This window comes from Homoserinimonas sp. A447, assembly GCF_054489325.1.
The window spans coordinates 1476223-1495123 of sequence record NZ_JBTMWW010000001.1 but is presented as its reverse complement, the minus strand read 5'-3'; the positions used below and the strand labels follow the sequence as shown (position 1 = coordinate 1495123).

General features: G+C 66.3%; 18 protein-coding genes. 14 read left to right on the top strand and 4 right to left on the bottom strand.

Annotated elements, in window-relative coordinates; translation table 11 throughout:
* The first annotated feature begins 43 nt into the window (after window positions 1-43).
* From ACX3O0_RS07290 to ACX3O0_RS07280, 3 genes are read left to right on the top strand one after another with little or no spacing between them, the layout of a single operon-like run.
* Window positions 44-2779, top strand: a complete 2736-nt coding sequence (locus ACX3O0_RS07290; protein ID WP_459107283.1) for an FtsK/SpoIIIE family DNA translocase — start codon at window positions 44-46, stop codon at window positions 2777-2779.
* Window positions 2780-2781: 2 nt separating this feature from the next.
* A complete protein-coding gene (gene pgsA, locus ACX3O0_RS07285; RefSeq protein WP_459091583.1) occupies window positions 2782-3396 on the top strand; it encodes a CDP-diacylglycerol--glycerol-3-phosphate 3-phosphatidyltransferase in 615 nt (204 codons plus the stop codon).
* Window positions 3393-3878, top strand: coding sequence for a CinA family protein (locus tag ACX3O0_RS07280; protein WP_459107282.1), 486 nt, complete (start codon window positions 3393-3395; stop codon window positions 3876-3878). Before pgsA ends, ACX3O0_RS07280 begins: the two co-directional genes overlap by 4 nt.
* 21 nt (window positions 3879-3899) lie before the next feature.
* On the opposite strand, the gene ACX3O0_RS07275 is transcribed toward ACX3O0_RS07280, so the two are convergent.
* Together ACX3O0_RS07275 and ACX3O0_RS07270 are read right to left on the bottom strand one after the other, a co-directional pair.
* A complete protein-coding gene (locus tag ACX3O0_RS07275; protein WP_459091587.1) occupies window positions 3900-4589 on the bottom strand; it encodes a response regulator in 690 nt (229 codons plus the stop codon).
* Window positions 4586-6208, bottom strand: a complete 1623-nt coding sequence (locus tag ACX3O0_RS07270) for an ATP-binding protein (RefSeq protein ID WP_459107281.1) — start codon at window positions 6206-6208, stop codon at window positions 4586-4588. Before ACX3O0_RS07270 ends, ACX3O0_RS07275 begins: the two co-directional genes overlap by 4 nt.
* Before the next feature lie 203 nt (window positions 6209-6411).
* On the opposite strand from ACX3O0_RS07270, the gene ACX3O0_RS07265 reads away from it, so the two are divergent.
* The 10 genes from ACX3O0_RS07265 (at window position 6412) to dapF (ending at window position 15778) form a co-directional block, all read left to right on the top strand.
* On the top strand, window positions 6412-7449 hold the full coding sequence (locus ACX3O0_RS07265) for a Bug family tripartite tricarboxylate transporter substrate binding protein (RefSeq protein ID WP_459107280.1): 1038 nt from the start codon (window positions 6412-6414) through the stop codon (window positions 7447-7449).
* A 3-nt stretch (window positions 7450-7452) separates the two neighbouring features.
* Window positions 7453-8025, top strand: a complete 573-nt coding sequence (locus ACX3O0_RS07260; RefSeq protein ID WP_459091593.1) for a tripartite tricarboxylate transporter TctB family protein — start codon at window positions 7453-7455, stop codon at window positions 8023-8025.
* Complete coding sequence (locus ACX3O0_RS07255; protein WP_459108460.1) at window positions 8025-9569, top strand: tripartite tricarboxylate transporter permease; 1545 nt, start codon at window positions 8025-8027, stop codon at window positions 9567-9569. Before ACX3O0_RS07260 ends, ACX3O0_RS07255 begins: the two co-directional genes overlap by 1 nt.
* Before the next feature lie 114 nt (window positions 9570-9683).
* Window positions 9684-10007, top strand: a complete 324-nt coding sequence (locus ACX3O0_RS07250; protein ID WP_459091595.1) for a helix-turn-helix domain-containing protein — start codon at window positions 9684-9686, stop codon at window positions 10005-10007.
* Between the two features lie 3 nt (window positions 10008-10010).
* Window positions 10011-10232 carry a DUF3046 domain-containing protein gene (locus ACX3O0_RS07245; protein ID WP_459107279.1) on the top strand — a complete coding sequence of 74 codons (222 nt, stop codon included), beginning with the start codon at window positions 10011-10013 and terminating at the stop codon, window positions 10230-10232.
* A 287-nt stretch (window positions 10233-10519) separates the two neighbouring features.
* The gene (gene recA, locus ACX3O0_RS07240; protein ID WP_459091599.1) at window positions 10520-11647 is read left to right on the top strand and encodes a recombinase RecA; all 1128 of its coding nucleotides are present in this window, start codon (window positions 10520-10522) and stop codon (window positions 11645-11647) included.
* Window positions 11648-11649: 2 nt separating this feature from the next.
* Complete coding sequence (locus tag ACX3O0_RS07235) at window positions 11650-12345, top strand: regulatory protein RecX (protein ID WP_459091601.1); 696 nt, start codon at window positions 11650-11652, stop codon at window positions 12343-12345.
* 23 nt (window positions 12346-12368) lie between these two features.
* Entirely contained in the window at window positions 12369-13943 is a 1575-nt protein-coding gene (miaB, locus tag ACX3O0_RS07230; protein ID WP_459107278.1) for a tRNA (N6-isopentenyl adenosine(37)-C2)-methylthiotransferase MiaB, read from the top strand.
* Window positions 13933-14895 carry a tRNA (adenosine(37)-N6)-dimethylallyltransferase MiaA gene (gene miaA / locus ACX3O0_RS07225; RefSeq protein ID WP_459107277.1) on the top strand — a complete coding sequence of 321 codons (963 nt, stop codon included), beginning with the start codon at window positions 13933-13935 and terminating at the stop codon, window positions 14893-14895. Before miaB ends, miaA begins: the two co-directional genes overlap by 11 nt.
* A gap of 4 nt (window positions 14896-14899) precedes the next feature.
* Window positions 14900-15778 carry a diaminopimelate epimerase gene (gene dapF / locus ACX3O0_RS07220; RefSeq protein WP_459091607.1) on the top strand — a complete coding sequence of 293 codons (879 nt, stop codon included), beginning with the start codon at window positions 14900-14902 and terminating at the stop codon, window positions 15776-15778.
* Between the two features lie 38 nt (window positions 15779-15816).
* Here the strand turns inward: dapF and ACX3O0_RS07215 are convergent, their stop codons facing one another.
* A complete protein-coding gene (locus ACX3O0_RS07215; protein ID WP_459091609.1) occupies window positions 15817-16425 on the bottom strand; it encodes a class I SAM-dependent methyltransferase in 609 nt (202 codons plus the stop codon).
* Between the two features lie 42 nt (window positions 16426-16467).
* Here ACX3O0_RS07215 and hflX point away from each other — a divergent pair, with 42 nt between their 5' ends.
* A complete protein-coding gene (gene hflX / locus ACX3O0_RS07210; protein WP_459091611.1) occupies window positions 16468-18000 on the top strand; it encodes a GTPase HflX in 1533 nt (510 codons plus the stop codon).
* Here the strand turns inward: hflX and lexA are convergent.
* Window positions 17978-18673: a transcriptional repressor LexA gene (gene lexA, locus ACX3O0_RS07205; RefSeq protein ID WP_459091613.1), complete on the bottom strand. Its 696-nt coding sequence runs from the start codon at window positions 18671-18673 to the stop codon at window positions 17978-17980. The two genes, hflX and lexA, sit on opposite strands and share 23 nt — an antisense overlap.
* Between the last annotated feature and the right edge of the window lie 228 nt (window positions 18674-18901).

Here is an 18901-nt window from a genome sequence, read left to right as displayed (position 1 = left end):
GAGTAACCGGCCGGTGACGGCGCACCCCGGTACCGTGGAGCCCATGGCTACGCGCACCACTTCGAACTCGCGTGCCCGCAGCACGACTGCGCGCCGCGGCTCCAAGACTCCGGCGCGCCGCTCACCGGCGAAGAAGACACCTCCGGCGGCGGAGCCGGGGCTGCTCACGGTCGCCTGGCTGGGCCTGGCCCACACCGTCGGTGCCACGGCACGGCTGTTCGGCCGCGAAACCCTGTCGAAGGATGAGCGCCGCGACGGCGTCCCGTTCTTCATCTTCCTGCTCGCCGTTGCCGGAGCGTTCGTCGAGTGGTTCAACCCGAGCGACCCGGTTGCCATCGCGCTGGATGCCTGGACCTTCGGCGGCCTGTTCGGCCGGCTGGCCTTCGCGCTCCCGGTCATCATGCTGCTGTTCGCGATCTGGCTGTTCCGGCATCCGTCGTCCGTCGACGACAACGGGCGCATCGGCGTGGGGCTCAGCCTGCTGCTGGTCTCGGTGAGCGGCCTGTGCCACGTCTTCGGCGGGCAACCCCAGCCGGGCGGGGCGCTGGCCCTTGGCGGCGGCATCATCGGCTGGATCCTCGGTAACTCGCTGATCACCGTGCTGACCGCGCCCGGTGCTGCTGCAGTCTTCATCCTGGGGCTGCTGCTCTCGCTGTTCATCATCACCAAGACCCCGCCGAACCGCATCGGCGACCGCCTGCGCGAGCTGTACAACTACCTGTTCGGCGCCCAGCTTCCGGATGCCGATGAGCGGGCGGCGAAGAAGGCAACCGACGCCGAGACTGGCACCTTCGGAACCTTCGGCGACCTCGGCATCGATCCGGAGGAGGCCGCAACCCTTCCCTGGTGGCGGAGGAACAAGTCCCAGCGCGAGACCGACCCGGCATTCGACAGCCCGGTGATCGGCCGCGACAGTGACCGGACGGATGTGATCAGCCGGGACGGCGAACACTTCGGGGTCGAACTGATCGAAGACCTCATCAAGGCCGAGGACGCCGTCAAGAAGTTCACCGGCGAGGTCGAGACCGCAGGTCCGACCGGCATCCGTGACGATGGGGGACCGGAGGAGGAACTGCTCCCCGGCTTCTCCGACAAGGCATCGGTCAAGGGCGGGCACGGCGACTTCGACGCTGCGGCTGCCGCCGCCGCTGAGCAGCCGAGCGCGCCCTACCGCTTGCCGGCAGCATCCACCCTGGCTCCAGGGACCCCGCCGAAGGCCAGGTCGCAGGTCAATGACGATGTCGTCGCCTCCATCACCGAGGTGCTGAAGCAGTTCCAGGTGGATGCCAAGGTCACCGGTTTCAGCCGCGGCCCCACCGTCACCAGGTACGAGATCGAGCTCGGCCGCGGGGTCAAGGTGGAGCGCGTCACCGCTCTCAGCAAGAACCTCTCCTACGCCGTCGCCAGCAACGAGGTGCGCATCCTGTCGCCGATCCCCGGCAAGAGCGCCATCGGCATCGAGATTCCGAACACCGACCGCGAGATCGTGTCGCTGGGCGATGTGCTGCGCTCCAAGGCCAGTACCTCCAGCCACCACCCGATGACGATCGGGCTGGGCAAGGACGTCGAGGGCGGCTTCGTCGTGGCGAACCTCGCCAAGATGCCCCACCTCCTGGTGGCAGGCTCGACCGGTTCCGGCAAGTCCAGCTTCGTGAACTCCATGATCACCTCGCTGCTGATGCGGGCGAAGCCATCGGAAGTGCGGATGGTGCTGATCGACCCGAAGCGGGTCGAGCTGGCCGGGTACGCCGGCGTTCCCCACCTCATCACGCCGATCATCACCAATCCGAAGAAGGCCGCCGAGGCGCTCGCCTGGGTGGTCAAGGAGATGGACATGAGGTACGACGACCTCGCCAGCTTCGGATTCCGTCACATCGACGACTTCAATGCCGCCGTCATCGCGAACGAGATCGTGCTGCCGACCGGAAGCGAGCGCAAGCTCAAGGCCTACCCGTACCTCCTCGTGGTGGTCGACGAGCTGGCCGACCTGATGATGGTCGCCCCGCGCGATGTCGAGGACTCCATCGTCCGCATCACGCAGCTCGCCCGGGCATCCGGAATTCACCTGGTGCTGGCGACCCAGCGCCCCAGCGTCGACGTGGTGACCGGGTTGATCAAGGCGAATGTGCCCAGCCGCCTCGCGTTCGCGGTCAGCAGCATGACCGACTCCCGCGTCATCCTGGACCAGCCGGGGGCCGACAAGTTGATCGGCCAGGGCGATGCCCTGTTCCTGCCGATGGGTGCTTCGAAGGCCATCCGGGTGCAGGGCGCCTGGGTGACCGAGGCCGAGGTCAGCGCTGTCGTGAAGCACGTGACCAGGCAGGCGCGGCCGGAGTACCGCCAGGACGTCGCAGTGGCAGCAGAGCAGAAGCACATCGACGCCGACATCGGCGACGACCTCGAGGTGTTGCTTGCAGCGGCAGAACTCGTCGTCAGCACGCAGTTCGGTTCCACCTCGATGCTGCAGCGCAAGCTCCGGGTCGGATTCGCCAAGGCCGGTCGGCTCATGGACCTTCTCGAGTCCCGCGAGATCGTCGGGCCGTCGGAGGGCTCGAAGGCCAGGGACGTGCTGGTCGCACCGGAGCAGCTGGCGGATGTCCTGGCCAGGCTCCGGGGGGACGTCGGCACTGCGCCGTCCGCCCCCGCCACCGCCCCGCCAGCCGCGCAGCCACCAGCCGACCGTTACGGTGCCGACGCGGTCGCCGAATCGACCAGCGGGTACGATGAGGTGGAGGTTTCTTCCGACGAGGACGCCTGGAACCTGACCGACAGGGATTGATCGTGGAAGCTCCCAAAGCCCTGCGGGGCCGGTTCGTGCGCTCGGGGGAGACGCCAGCCAGCAACGGCAATCTCGCCAACCTGATCACGGTCATCCGCATCCTCCTCGCACCGCTGTTCTTCTGGCTGCTGTTCCTCGATGACGGAGAGCTCGGTCTCATCCGTTACGCGGCGGCCGCGCTGTTCGTGCTGGCCATCGCCACCGACAGCGTTGACGGCATCCTGGCCAGGCGGCAGAACCTGGTGACCGACCTCGGCAAGATCCTCGACCCGATCGCCGACAAGCTGCTGACCGGGGGCGCGCTGGTCTGCCTGTCGATCCTCGGCGAGCTGGCATGGTGGGTGACGGCGCTCATCCTGGTGCGCGAATTGGGCATCACCGCCTACCGGATGGCCGTGCTGCGCAACCGGGTTATTCCCGCCTCGCGCGGGGGGAAGCTGAAGACGATCCTGCAGGCCGTGGCCATCGCGTTCTTCCTCACCCCGCTGTGGACCTTCCTGGGTGACTGGATGCACTGGGTCAATGGCGCCCTGATGACGGCTGCGGTCATCGCCACCGTGCTCAGCGGTATCGACTACCTGGTCAAGGCCGTGCGCCACGGAAGACAGGCGCAGTGACCTCAGGACGTGACCTGATCCGGCTGCTCCTCGAGCGGCGGATGACGATAGCGGTGGCCGAGTCGCTGACCGGTGGACTCCTCGTCGCCGAACTCATCAACACTCCCGGCGCATCCGCCGCCGTGCTCGGTGGCGTTGTCGCCTACAACACCGAACTCAAGAAGACCCTGCTGGGGGTCGACACCGCCGTGCTGAACGTTCACGGCGCCGTGCACCCGGACGTTGCCATGCAGATGGCCACGCACGTTCGGGAGGTGCTCGCGGTCGGTGGGGTGGCAGCGGATGTCGGCGTCTCGACGACCGGTGTTGCAGGTCCGGACCCGCAGGATGGGCATCCGGCCGGCACCGTGTTCATCGGGGTGTCCATCACCGGCGATGTGCGCGTGTTGCCGCTGACCCTCAAGGGGGACCGCGAATCGATCAGGCGCCAGGTGGTCGAGTTCGCCATCAACGAGGTCTACGCGAGGGTTAGCGAGCACTGATCAGCGAGCACTGACCCGCCGTCAGGGCTTCGCGCGGTAGCGGTGTTCCGGCCTGCCGGCCGTGCCGTAACGAGGCTCCACCGTTGCGACGCCGGTGTGTGCCAGGTGCTCGAGATAGCGGCGCGCGCCGACCCGGGACATTCCGATCATCTCCGCCACCTCGGTCGCTGACAGGTCGCCGGATGCTGCTTGCAGCGTGTCGGTGACGAACTCCAGCGTGGCAGCAGACAGCCCTTTCGGCGGCAAAGGACGCCGGGCCGGCACCCCGCTCAGGATGTCGTCGACGGTGTGCTGGTCCAGCGGTTCACCACGCCTGGTGCTGTGCAGTTTCGCGTGCTGGAGGGCAACGTCGTCCAGCCGCTCACGCAGCGCTGACGCGGTGAACGGCTTGACCAGGTAATGGCGCACGCCGTTCGCACGGGCTTCACGCACACTGGCCAGGTCGCGCGCGGCCGTCACGGCGATGACTTCGATGTACCTGGCCCTCTCCAGCCGCAATCGGCTCAGCACCTCGAGGCCGGAGAAGTCCGGCAGGTAGACATCGAGGAGCACGAGGTCTGGGTCGAGAGTCTCGATCGCCTCCAGCGCGGCCGCGCCACTGTGGGCCTCGCCAACCGCCTGGAACCCGGAATGGGCATCCACGAATTGGCGATGAATCCGTGCCACGGCGAAATCATCATCGACGATGAGCGTTCGCAGGGGAGCGCTCATGGACGTCCCTCCAGCAACGGCACCCGGGTTCGGGAGTCGACCTGGAACGGCAGGTGGACCGTGATGTCGGTGCCTCCCGACGGCGAGCCGGCGACGACGGCGTCACCGCCGTGTCGTCGGGCGATGCGGCGCACCAGCGTCAATCCGATTCCGCGGGCCGTCGACAGCCGTCCTGGCCCGGGCGGTTTCGACGAGAAGCCAGGGCTGAACACTCGCTCGCGCAGGCGCGCCGGGATTCCCGGTCCGGTGTCGGTGACACGGATCAGGATGCCGTCCTCGGATTCGATGATGGCGACCGTGATGGTGGCACCGCTGGAGCACGCCTCCACCGCGTTGTCGACGAGGTTGCCGACGACCGTCAGCACGTCGTCACGAATCCGGTCCGAGTCGCCGTGGGAGGTAAGCGGTGCAAGCACGGAATCCTGGGCGATTTCCACACCGATGCCGAGTTCGTGCGCCCTGGTCTGCTTGACCAGCAGCAGGGCGGCGATCTCCAGGTCGCGGATGCCGGTGGCGCTGGTCACGCTGGACAGCGTGCCGCCCTCTCCGACCCGCTCGATGAATGCGACGGCATCGTTGATGTGACCGAGCTCGAGCAGCCCGCTGATCACGTGCAGCTTGTTGGCGAACCCGTGCGCCTGGGCGCGGAGCCCGTCGGCGAGGCTCTGCGCTCCGTCGAGGTCACGCATGAGGGCGTGCAGTTCGGTGTTGTCCCGCAGGATGAACACGGAGCCGATGGTGCGATCGTCGATGCGGGCGGTATCGCGCTGCACCAGCAGTACCCGCTCGCCGGAGAGAACCAGGCGCTGCTGGGAATCCTCCTCGTTGAGCATCCGCACCAATTCGGCGTCGAGTACTTCTTCGGCAGCGCGACCGACGACGTCCTGCTGGCTGTCGAGTCCCAGGAGCCGGGCACCGGCATCGTTCACCAGCGCGATCCGGCCCCGCTCGTCGAGCGCGACCAGCCCCTCACGCACACCGTGGAGCATGGCTTCGCGAGCCTCGAGCAGTCCGACGATCTCATCCGGTTCGAGCCCGTAGATGCGGCGGCGGATGATGGAGCTCACCCAGGCCGCGCCGATCACGCCGAACGCGGCGGCGACCCCGATGGTGATGAAGAGCCAGGTGGCGTTTCCGAGGTAGTCGCTGCGGAGGTCCGACTCCAGGATTCCGACCGACACGACTCCGACCACGCTGTCCCCGGCGATGATGGGCACTTTGACCCGCCACGATTCCCCCAGGGTGCCGGTCTGCGTGCCGACGTAGATCTGCCCGCTCAGGGCGATCGACGGATCAGTCGACACCCGTTCGCCGATCCGGCTGGCATTCGGATGCGAGTAGCGGATCCCGGCATCGTCGGTCACCACGACGTAGGTGACATCGGATGCTTCGCGGACCACTTCGGCGATCGGCTGGATGGTCTCGCTCGGCTCCGCGTCGTCGAGCGCGTCGATGATGGCCGGCAGCGTTGCGACGGACTGGGCGACCGCGATCATCCGGTCCCGGTACGAGTCGCGCAATTGCTGCTCCTGCAGCCAACTGGCCACCAGGCCGGTGCCGAGAACAGTGACCAGCACGATCGCCAGCTGCAGCAACAGCAGTTGCGTGCGCAGCTTCATCGACCGGATCACCTGACAAGTGTGACGGACGCGGCGGGTGGTGCGCGATATCCGGCCATGGGTGATCTGTGTCCAGAACGACCAAAACAACCAGTACTTCCGCATCGTTCCCCGCTGGGCGGGCGATCCCTAGCCTGTCGAACGTCGCCATTGCGCATCCCGGGTCCCCGGGGAGGCAGCGCACATCAGCTCGAGGAGGAGCAATGCGAGTTTTCACCACATCACAGCACCGCGGCAGGAAAGGGGTGCTCGCCGCAGCGGCGGGCGCGTCCGTGCTGCTCCTGGCCGGTTGCGCCGCAGGAGCAGCGGATCCGGATGCCGGGAGCGAGGCTGAAGCAGAAGGGATCAGCTCCCTCGGGATCATCGTGCCGGCTGATCCCGGAGGCGGCTGGGACCAGACCGGTCGCGCGCTCGCCGAGGTGGCCGTGCAGGAAGGCTTCGTCTCATCGGCGCCTGTCACCAATATCGGCGGAGCCGGTGGCACCATCGGCTTGTCATCCCTTGCCAATGAGACCGATCCGCTCACCCTGATGCTGACTGGCTTCGTCATGGTCGGCGCGGTGGAGACCAACGGCTCCCAGGTGCGGCTCGAGGACACCACCCCGATCGCCAGGCTCACTGAGGAGGCCGGCGTGATCGTCGTGCCTGCCGGTTCTCCCTACGAGACGCTGGAAGACCTGGTCAACGACATGATCGAGAACGGGAAGGAAGTCACCATCACCGGCGGTTCGGCCGGCGGTGTCGACCACATCCTCGCCGCACAATTGCTCAAGGAGGCGGGCCAGAGCGCAGCCGACATCAACGACAAGCTCAACTACATCCCCAACTCCGGCGGTGGAGAAGCGGTGACGCTGCTGCTCGGCGACAAGGTGTCCGCGGGAATTTCCGGCATCAGCGAGTTCGCCGAGCAGGTCAAGGCTGGGGAGCTGAGGGCGCTCGCCGTATCGAGTGCGGAGCCGAGCGATCTGCTCCCCGACGTGCCGACGATCATCGAGTCCGGCTATGACCTGGAGATCACCAACTGGCGCGGTGTCATCGCACCCGGGAACATCAGCGACGCCGACCGCGAGAAGCTGGTGGCCTTCGTCACCGAACTGACGGCGACCCAGGCCTGGAAGGACATCCTCGAGACCAAGGGCTGGGCTGACGCCTTCCTCGGCGGAGACGAGTTCGACGCCTATCTCGATGAGAACATCACGGACGTCACGGCCGTGCTCAAGGACATCGGCTTGATCGGCTAGCTGATGAATCCGCTGTCCTCCCGCTCGTCCGGTGGCATCCTGCCGCCGGACGAGCGGTACCCTGCTCCCGCCACCGGTGAACGACCGTCGCTGCCGGTCGGCGAGTACCTGTTCTCCCTGGTGTGTGCCGCGCTTGGCATCTACGTCGTGGTGGCGGCCGGCTTCATCCGTGTCCCGGTTTCAAGCAACACCCTGGGCCCACGCGCGTTCCCCTATCTGGTGGGGGCGATCCTGATCATCGCGGCAGTCGCCGTAGTCATCGGCGTGAGCCGCGGCCGCCTGGGTGAGGCCGAGGAGGGTGAAGACGTCGACGGCACCGTTCCGACCGATTGGGTGACGGTCGGCAAGCTGGTCGCATTCTTCACCATCCACGCCTACCTCATCGGGATCATCGGGTGGCCGCTCGCCGCCGCGCTGCTGTTCACCGGGTCAGCCTGGGCGCTTGGCGCGCGCAAGCTGTGGCGCGCTGCCCTCATCGGCCTGGCGCTCGGCTTCACCATCCACGTCATCTTCGGCAGCCTGCTGGGCCTGTCCCTGCCTGCCGGGCCACTCCTCGATTGGATGCCATTCCTCTGATGGACAACTTCGGCGCACTACTAGCCGGCTTCGCGACCGCGATCCAGCCGGAATACCTCCTCTACGCGTTCTTCGGCGTGCTCGTCGGCACAGCGGTCGGCGTCCTGCCGGGGATCGGTCCGGCGATGACGGTGGCGCTGCTGCTGCCGATCACCTACACGCTGGACCCGGCGGCCGCCCTCATCGTTTTCGCCGGCATCTACTACGGGGGGATGTACGGCGGGTCGACGACTTCGATCCTGTTGAACACACCGGGGGAGTCGGCCTCGATCGTCACCGCCCTCGAAGGCAACAAGATGGCAAGGAAGGGGAGAGGCGCATCCGCGCTGGCGACCGCTGCGATCGGCTCGTTCGTCGCCGCCAGCGTTGCCACCGTGGGGCTGACCCTGTTGGCGCCCTTCCTGGCGCGGTGGGCCGTGACGCTCGGCCCACCCGACTATTTCGCGCTGATGATCGTCGCGTTCATGACGGTGGGCGCCCTTCTGGGCAGCTCGGTTTCCAGGGGTATGGTTTCGCTGGCGCTCGGCCTGTTCCTCGGGCTGGTGGGTACCGAGGTCCTCACCGGGCAGCAACGCTTCACCGGCGGCCTGCCGGTTCTTGCCGATGGCATCGACGTCGTGCTGATCGCCGTCGGACTGTTCGCGGTCGGAGAGTCGCTCTATGTCGCATCCCGGCTCAAGGGCGGTGCCATCGCGGTGATCCCGGTGAGCAAAGGGTGGCGCAACTGGATGACGAAGGAGGACTGGAACTTCTCCTGGCGGCCCTGGCTTCGTGGCACCGCCATCGGCTTCCCGATTGGAACCATCCCGGCCGGTGGTGCCGACGTCGCAACCTTCCTGTCCTACGCCGCGGAGAAACGCCTCGCGAAGGGGGCGCGCAAGGCCCAGTTCGGCAAGGGCGCGATCGAAGGCGTTGCAGGTCCCGAGGCGGCGAACAACGCTGCGGCCGCCGGCGTGCTGGTACCGCTGCTCACGCTGGGGCTGCCGACGACCGCGACGGCCGCGATCATCCTCTCCGCGTTCCAGTCGTACGGCATCCAGCCCGGCCCGCTGCTCTTCCAGAACCAGAGCGCGCTGGTTTGGGCACTGATCGCGAGCCTCTACATCGGCAACGTCATGCTGCTCGTGCTCAACCTTCCCCTGGTCGGCATCTGGGTGAAGGTCCTCCAGGTGCCACGGCCATACCTGTACGCCGGAATCATGCTCTTCGCTGCGCTGGGCTCGTTCGCCATGAACTTCAACTATCTGGACGTGCTCATCCTGCTGGTGATCGGCCTGGTCGGCTTCCTGATGAGGCGGTACGGCTACCCGGTTGCGCCCATGGTGATCGGTGGCATCCTCGGGCCGATGGCCGAGACCCAATTGCGCAAGACGCTCGCCATCAGCCAGGGTGATCTGACCGCGCTGGTGACCAGCCCATTCGCGGCGGTGTCCTACGTCGCACTCATCGTCCTCCTCGGCGTCGGACTGTGGCTCAAGCGCCGGCAGGCCCAGGTGGAGAAGCAGCTCGCCGACTCCTCGGCAGCGGCGGCGGCCCGGGAATAGACCTCACTACGATCGTGTTACAGCCTATGTATTCACAAGGTCCGCACAGACTGTACTGGCTAGAGTTTTCGAAACGGTATGCTTTTCAGTCACTGAACATTTGGGGAGGGTCCAATGGTTCTCGTTCGTCAAGAAATCGGGGACGTACTCCGGGACTTCCGCCTGCAGAAGGGGCGCACCCTCCGTCAGGTCGCAGGCAAGGCAAGCGTTGCGCTGGGTTACCTCAGCGAGGTGGAGCGCGGGCAGAAAGAAGCCAGCTCCGAGATCCTCGCCTCGGTGGCCGATGCACTGGACACCCCCATTTCTGTCATCATGCGCGAGGTAGGAGACCGCCTCGCAGTTCTCGAGGGCCTCGATGTCATTCCGGACAGCGTTCCGGATGACCTGCTCTCGGGCTATACGGCGTCGGGCTTCGCGGCCGACGTGTTGACCCGCTAGCCGGTGCGGCTCAGCGAGTTCCGGGCTGCCGTTGACGATGAGTTCGGCGCTGCCTACGGCCGTACGCTGACGCAGGACCTCGTGTTGACCGAATTGGGTGGGCTGACCGCCGACCAGGCGATCCGCGCGGGCAAGGCGCCGCGCGAGATCTGGGTTGCGCTGTGCCGTGCTTCCGATGTGCCCGCCCAGCGCTGGCACGGTCGGCTCACGACTCCACCCGGCTGACCTCGCGCCGATATCCGCAATCAGCCGCTTCGACACGCCGTGAGCGGATGTTCGAACATGGCTTCGGATGTTCGCTAGGCTCCCTCCTAGCAGCAGTCGAAAACGAGTTGTGCACAGTCGGCACGTCGATCCGCCTCAATGTCGGACGCCGAGCGTACTGTCGGATCCGTTAGCGACACTGCCAACAATGCCTTGTCGCACACGCTGATTGACCTTGCTTCACCGGTCGGTCAGTGCCAGCGGCAGCCTATAGGCGGACCAACCACGACTCCCAGGGAGCAGAAGAAATGGCATCAGCAACTGATCGCGAGAAGGCGCTCGACACCGCACTCGCACAGATCGACCGGCAATTCGGCAAAGGATCCGTCATGCGCCTGGGAAGTGATGAGCGCGCCCCCGTCGCCGTCATCCCGACCGGCTCGGTGGCGCTCGACGTCGCGCTCGGCATCGGCGGGCTTCCGCGTGGGCGCATCGTGGAGATCTATGGTCCGGAGTCATCGGGTAAGACCACGCTGACCCTCCATGCGATTGCGAACGCCCAGCGAGCCGGCGGTATCGCCGCCTTCATCGACGCGGAGCACGCCCTCGACCCGGAGTACGCCAAGAAGCTGGGTGTCGACATCGACGCCCTCCTGGTGTCGCAGCCCGACACGGGTGAGCAGGCCCTGGAGATCGCGGACATGCTGGTGCGGTCCGGCTCCATCGACCTCATCGTGATCGACTCCGTCGCCGCCCTTGTGCCCCGCGCGGAAATCGAGGGTGAGATGGGTGACTCCCACGTCGGCCTCCAGGCGCGCCTCATGTCGCAGGCGCTTCGCAAGCTCACCGGTGGCCTCAGCCAGACCGGCACCACCATGATCTTCATCAACCAGCTGCGTGAGAAGATCGGCGTGTTCTTCGGCAGTCCGGAGACCACAGCGGGAGGCAAGGCTCTCAAGTTCTACGCGTCCGTACGCCTCGATATCCGCCGGATCGAGACTCTCAAGGAAGGTACCGACGCGGTCGGTAACCGCACCAGGGTCAAGGTGGTCAAGAACAAGATGGCTCCGCCGTTCAAGCAGGCCGAGTTCGACATCCTTTATGGAATCGGCATCTCGCGCGAAGGCAGCCTGATCGACTTCGGGGTCGAGCACGAGATCGTCCGCAAGTCCGGCGCCTGGTACACCTACGACGGCGACCAGTTGGGCCAGGGCAAGGAGAACTCGCGCCGCTACCTGTCTGAGAACCCGGAAGTCGCCAAGGAGATCGAAGACAAGATCCTCACCAAGCTGGGGCTCACCCCCGAAGCGAAGGCCGCCAAGGCTGCGCAGGCTGCAACGGATGCCGCGGCAAAAGCCGAGGCGAAGGCCGCCGCGCTGGAAGGTGGCGGGGTCAGCCCGATCGCCGCGAAGCTGGCAGACCGCAAGGGCGCCTGAGCGTGACAACCTCCGCTGATGGTGGCAACGCTGACGGTGAGACGATCGCTCCGGTGACCTATCTCTTCGGGACCAGCCCCCGAGTTGGCCAGGGCACAAGCGACCAAAGCACATACGACCAAGGCACCGCAGCGTTCGCACCGTCGGCGGAGGAGTCCACGCCTCACGGCGCCGATGGGCAGCCCCCCCAGGCGCCCCAGGGTTCCGAGCGGGCGAGTCGTCGCGCCGAGAACGTGAGCCTGAACGGCTTGACCAGGCGCAATATGTCCCGCTGGGAGATCGAGAAGCTGCTGACCTCGCGCGACCTCTCCGAAGAGGTCATCGCAGCAGAGGTAGAGCGGCTCGAGGGCGTCGGGTTGATCGACGATGCGGCGCTTGCCGAGACTCTTGTGCGCACTCGTCGTGAGCGCAAGGGGCATGGGCGGCAGGCGCTGATCGCAGAACTCCGCCGCCGCCACATCGACCAGGACCTCATCGACGCCGCCCTCCAGACCGAAGACAGCGACGACGACGCCGAACAGGAACGAGCCAACGAGCTGGCGGTGAAGAAGGCGCGGGCGTTGTCGTCCTACGACCAGGCGACCGCGAAACGCCGGCTTACCGGCTTCCTCATGCGCAAGGGGTACTCGTCCTCAGTGGTGCAGGCCGCTGCCGCGGTCGCCCTGGGGGAGCGCGGCAGCGGCGTCCAGTTCCGGTAGCCGCAAGTTAGGCTTGGCGCATCATGACGCAGTTAGCCCCAGTCCCCAGCGCACAACTATCCCGGGTATCAGCCGGTGCCCTGGACGCACCCCGAACCTACGAGGTGCGCACGTACGGCTGTCAGATGAACGTGCACGACTCCGAGCGACTGAGCGGTTCGCTGGAAGCGGCAGGGTATGTCCGCGCTGAGCGCGGGCAGGCCGATGTCGTCGTCATCAACACCTGCGCCGTACGGGAGAACGCCGACAACAAGCTTTACGGCAACCTGGGGATCCTCGCCTCCGTGAAGCGGGAACACGAAGGCATGCAGATCGCCGTCGGAGGCTGCCTCGCCCAGAAAGACAAGGGCGTCATCCTGGCCAGGGCCCCCTGGGTCGACGTGGTCTTCGGCACCCACAACATGGGATCGCTGCCGGCCCTCCTCGAACGCGCCAGGCACAACGGTGAAGCCCAGCTCGAAATCCTGGAATCCCTCGAAACGTTCCCGTCCACGCTGCCCACCCGACGGGAGTCGACGCACAGCGGCTGGGTATCCATCTCGGTCGGCTGCAACAACACCTGCACCTTCTGCATCGTCCCGACCCTCCGCGGCAAGGAGAAAGACCGTCGCCCGGGTGACATCCTCACCGAGATCCAGGCACTCGCCGACGACGGTGCCATCGAAATCACCCTCCTCGGGCAGAACGTCAACTCCTACGGCGTCGAATTCGGAGACCGCCAGGCTTTCAGCAAGCTCCTCCGCGCGGCCGGCCAGATCCAGGGCATCGAGCGAATCCGCTTCACCAGCCCGCACCCGGCAGCCTTCACGGATGACGTGATCGACGCGATGGCCGAAACCCCCACCGTCATGCCCCAGCTGCACATGCCGCTGCAATCTGGCTCCGACCGCGTGCTGAAGGCCATGCGCCGCAGCTATCGGTCGACCAGGTTCCTGGGGATCCTGGACCGCGTCCGCGCGAAGATCCCGAACGCGGCCATCTCCACCGACATCATCGTCGGCTTCCCCGGTGAGACCGAGGAGGACTTCCAGGACACCCTGAACGTCGTCGAGCGGGCACGGTTCGCCTCCGCCTTCACCTTCCAGTACTCCATCCGCGAGGGCACCCCGGCCGCCACCATGCCCGACCAGGTGCCAAAGGCCGTCGTCCAGGAACGCTACGAGCGGCTGGTGGCCCTCCAGGACCGCATCTCCTGGGAAGAGAATCAGAAGCTTGTCGGCACCACCGTCAACGTTATGGTCTCGGTCGAGGGCAGCAAGGATGCCGCAACCCACCGGCTGAGCGGGCGTGCCGAAGACAGCCGGCTGGTGCATTTCTCCGTGCCAGACGGGAGCGCAGCCCCACGGCCAGGCGACGTGGTCACGGTGACCGTCACGGATGCCAAGCCGTTCTATCTCATCGCCGACCCGGTCGACGGCACATCGCTCCACACTCGCCGCACCACAGCCGGAGACGCCTGGGACCGCGCCCAGGCCGCCTCCTGCGCCGTTCCGGCTGCATCGCCACAGAGTTCCACTTCGGGGCGGGTGTCGCTCGGCCTTCCGACCCTGCGCGTGGCGACAACCCCGATCTACGACTCGGCCGACGGTGAGCGTTAGGGAGCCGGACCCCGCGACTCCACTCGTTGTCGTCGTCGGAGCAACCGGCACCGGCAAGTCGGAGCTTTCCCTCGACCTGGCCGGACACCTTGCGGCCAGTGGGCGCACGGCCGAGATCGTCAACGCCGACGCGATGCAGCTGTACCGCGGAATGGACGTGGGCACCGCCAAGTTGCCGCTCGACGAGCGCCGCGGAATTCCGCACCACCTCCTCGACGTGCTCGACGTCACCGAGGAGGCGAGCGTCGCCGGGTACCAGGCGGATGCCCGTGCCGCCATTGCACGCGTGATCGAGCGTGGGAATACCCCGATCCTCGTGGGAGGGTCCGGGCTGTACGTCTCGGCGGTCATCTACGACTTCCAGTTCCCGGGAACCGACTCGGTCGTGCGGGCTCGGCTGGAAAGCGAATTGGCGGAGCACGGACCCGGCATGCTCTACCAGCGACTCCGCACCCTGGACCCGCAGGCGGCAGAGGCCATCGGGCCGCACAACGGCCGGCGGATCGTCCGCGCCATCGAGGTGATCGAGCTGACCGGCGAGCCGTTCGGCTCCGGCCTGCCGGACGAAAACGCACATTGGCACCCGAACACCATCGTGCTGGGGCTAAGCGCACCGCGACCGGAATTGGTGACACGGCTGGATGCGCGGGTGCGGCACATGTGGGACGCCGGCCTGCTCGACGAAGTCGAAAGCCTCATCCCGCTCGGACTGGAACGCGGGATCACCGCGAGGCGGGCAATCGGGTACGCCCAGGCCATGGAACAGCTCGCCGGTGGAATGAGCGAAACCCAGGCGATCGAGCAGACGGCCGCCCTGACCCGCAAATACGCGCGCCGCCAGGTGAGCTGGTTCAAGCGATACTCGAACACGACCTGGCTGGAACATGATGACCCGGCACGCGTCGAGCAGGCCTTCGCCGCCGTCGCTGCCCCCACCCACCAGTATCCTTAGGCGCATGCCAGACATCCACTTCACCAAGGGCCACGGCACCGGCAACGACTTCGTGCTGTTCAGCGACCCGGACGGTGAACTGAACCTCACGCCGGCCCAGCTGGCTGCCATCGCCGATCGCCACTTCGGGGTCGGAGCCGACGGGGTGATCCGGGCGGTACGGTCACGAAGCCTCCCGGAGGGTGAGGCCTCCCTGGCCGAAGACGACACCGCCGAATGGTTCATGGACTACCACAACGCAGACGGAACACCGTCGGAGATGTGCGGAAACGGCATCCGCGTCTACGCCCAATACCTGGTCGAGAACGGGCTGGTCGAACTCGATCCGACCGACACGTTGTCGATCGGCACTCGCGGGGGAGTTCGCGACCTGCAGCGCAACCTGAAAGGCTTCCAGGTCGACCTGGGGCGCTGGTCCCTTGACGGCGGGGATGCCCTGGTGCGTGCCAGGAACCTCAGTGTCGCCCGCCCTGGGCTCGGCATCAACGTCGGCAACCCCCACGTGGTGGTGGCCTTGTCCAGTGAGGAGGAGCTGGCATCCGCCGACCTTTCCTACATTCCCAAACTCGACCCGGAACCAGCCGAGGGGGCGAACGTCGAGTTCGTCGTCCCGGCTGACCCGATGGTGAAGGACGGCGTCGGCACGATCACTATGCGGGTGCATGAGCGCGGGAGCGGGGAGACCCTTTCGTGCGGCACCGGGGCGGCTGCCGCAGCGCTGGCCACCCGCCATTGGGCGGGCAGCGGGGCGCCCAACCAGTGGAAGGTGCACGTACCGGGAGGCACCCTCGGCGTGCGGATGTGGGCTGCCGAAGACGGCGAGCACGTCTCGTTGAGCGGTCCAGCCGTGCTCGTCTATGAGGGCGACCTCAGCCTCGCCTGACGGTCACCGAGCCTGTCAAAGCGCCCGGCAAGCGGCTTTCAGCGCCGTCGCACCTTCAGCACTCGATATCCCTTGTGTGTCGCCGCCCGCGACACCGGGAAACCCTCCGGAAGGGCGCCTTCCAGCCAGCGCTGCAGGGAGTCCGAGCCGAGGTTGCGCTGCACCACCAGCCAGGCATCCGCTTCAACCTCCAGCCGGGGGAGCCAGAAGCTCAACATCTTGTGCAGTTCGGCTTTGCCCACTCGAATCGGCGGGTTGGAGCGGATCGACATGAACCCGATGTCGGCGGGAACATCCTCGGGCCGTACAGCGTTGACGTTGGTGAGGCCGAGCTTCTCGGCGTTGCGGCGCACCAGGTCCAGTGCCCGCTCATTCACGTCAACCGCCCACACCGTGGCGCGCGGCGAGTCGATGGCCAGGCTCAACGAAATGGGGCCCCAGCCGCAGCCGAGATCCAGCAGGTCTCCGCCGGGTGGCGGGGGCGGGGTGTTGGCCAGCAACACCTGGGTACCGGCATCGATTCGCTCCGGCGAGAAGATTCCCCCGGCCGTCGTCACCTCAACCGGCCGCCCAGCGAGGACGACCGAAATGTGGCGGAGCTTGAGCTCACTCTCCGGGGTGGAGGAGAAGTAATGCTCATTGGACATGAAGGCAAACTTATCGAAATACCAGGAGCTAGGGTTAACCCGATGACTGAAGTAGAACCAGACGAGAGTCAGGATGTGATCGACCGGGTGCTTGCCCACGCGGGTTCGCGCTCGTCCGGTTACGCCATTTTCACCTCCGGCGCCCAGGCGTTGCAGGCGGATGCCGAAGCGGAGCCATTTTCTGCCGATGGCGACCAATTCGACCGGGAGGACCGCCAGGCGCTGCGTCGCGTCGCCGGCCTGTCCACTGAGCTGGAAGACGTCACCGAAGTCGAGTACCGGCAACTCCGCCTGGAAAAAGTCGTGCTTATCGGGATCTACTCGCAGGGCAACGCGCAGGAGGCCGAGAACTCGATGCGGGAACTCTTCGCGCTTGCCGAGACGGCCGGCGCGGTCGTGCTCGACGGGTTGCTGCAGAAGCGCGCGACCCCCGACCCGAGCACGTTCTTCGGTAAAGGCAAAGCGATCGAGCTTCGCGATGTCGTGGCGGCCGTCGGTGCTGACACGGTGATCGTTGACGGTGAACTGGCACCCAGCCAGCGGCGTGCGCTCGAAGACGTCATCAGGGTCAAGGTGATCGATCGGACTGCAGTCATCCTCGACATCTTCAGCCAGCACGCGAAGAGCCGGGAGGGCAAGGCGCAGGTCGAACTGGCCCAACTCGAGTACCTGCTTCCCCGCCTGCGCGGCTGGGGTGAATCGATGTCCAGGCAGGCCGGTGGCCAGGTGGGTGGTGCCGGGGCGGGAATGGGCAGCCGTGGTCCAGGTGAGACCAAGATCGAGCTCGACCGTCGTCGCATCCACACCCGCATGGCGCGCCTGAGGAAGCAGATCAAGGGGTTCGCTCCGGCGCGGGAGGCCAAACGCGCCAACCGCAACCGCCACGAGGTTCCGTCGGTCGCCATCACCGGCTATACCAACGCCGGCAAGTCTTCGCTGCTGAACCGGATCACCAGCGCGGGGGCGCTGGTGGAGAACGCGTTGTTCGCCACCCTGGACACTGCCGTTCGCCGGAACACGACCGCGGACGGACGCGGCTACACCCTCACCGACACGGTCGGTTTCGTTCGAAACCTTCCGCACCAATTGGTCGAGGCGTTCCGCTCCACGCTGGAAGAGGTGGGAGATGCGGATGTGATCGTGCACGTTGTCGACGCCTCGCACCCCGATCCGGCGAGCCAGCTGGCGACCGTGCGTGATGTCATCGGGGAGGTCGGCGCACGTCACATCCCGGAGATCGTCGCCTTCAACAAGAGCGACCTGGCTGACGACGACCAGCGGCTGCTGCTGCGCGGGCTGGAACCGCGTGCGGTATTCGTCTCGGCGCGCACCGGCGAGGGTATCGATGAACTCCTCGAGCGGATCGGCGAAGAACTACCATCCCCGTCCATCGAGCTGACGCTCCTCGTGCCGTACGAACGCGGCGACGTGGTGTCGTCAATGCACGATCGCGCTGTCGTCCTGTCGACGGACTACGAGGAAGCCGGTACCCGGGTTCGGGTGCTCGTGAACGCGGCCGACGCCTCGCTGCTGCGCGAGTTCACCGTCTCGGCTACAGGGACCGCAGCACCGTAACGACCTTGCCGAGCACCTCGGCATAGTCGCCGACGATCGGCTCGAAAGCACTGTTGCGCGGCAGCAGCCAGGTGTGCCCGTCGCGCTGACGGAACACCTTGACGGTGGCTTCGTCATCGAGCATGGCGGCAACGATGTCGCCGTTCTCTGCGGTCTTTTGCTGGCGTACGACGACCCAGTCACCGTCGCAGATGGCGGCGTCGATCATGGAGTCTCCGACGACCTTGAGCATGAACAGGTCGCCCTTGCCGACCAGCTGCCGTGGCAGCGGAAAGACTTCTTCGATCTGCTGTTCAGCCGTGATCGGGATGCCGGCAGCGATGCGGCCGACGAGTGGCACCATGGCGGCGTCACCGATCGGCGTGGGGTGATCTGACTCGACGGCGCCCGCGTCGCGGCCGGGAAGGTCGATCAGCACTTCGAGCGCCCTGGGCCGATTGGGATCCCGGCGAAGGTAGCCGCTCAGTTCCAGCTGGTTCAACTGGTGGGTCACGCTCGACAGGGAGGACAGGCCGACGGCGTCGCCGATCTCACGCATGCTCGGCGGATATCCCCGTCCGGCCACTGCTCGCTGGATGAACTCGAGGATGGCCTTCTGCTTCTCGCTCAGGCTCTTTCGGCGACGGGTCGTTCCCCGGGGGGCCGGTACTGCGCGGGGTGTGCTGTCGTCCATCTGGGGCTCCTCTGTCGACGGTTCGATCTGAATGTCAGTGGCTGCTGCTTGTGTGGTGTTCAGACAATCGAAACTGTATCCGCGATCTGGCGGATAAGCAAAGGTTTGTTCGAGTGTGTCGGCGGGTTCTTTGGTCGGATATCGAAACTGGGGCTTGAAAGTGGGAGAAATCGAATGTATGTTCGGAACACAGCTTCGCATCCGGTGCTCCCGGCCGAGCACCGGATG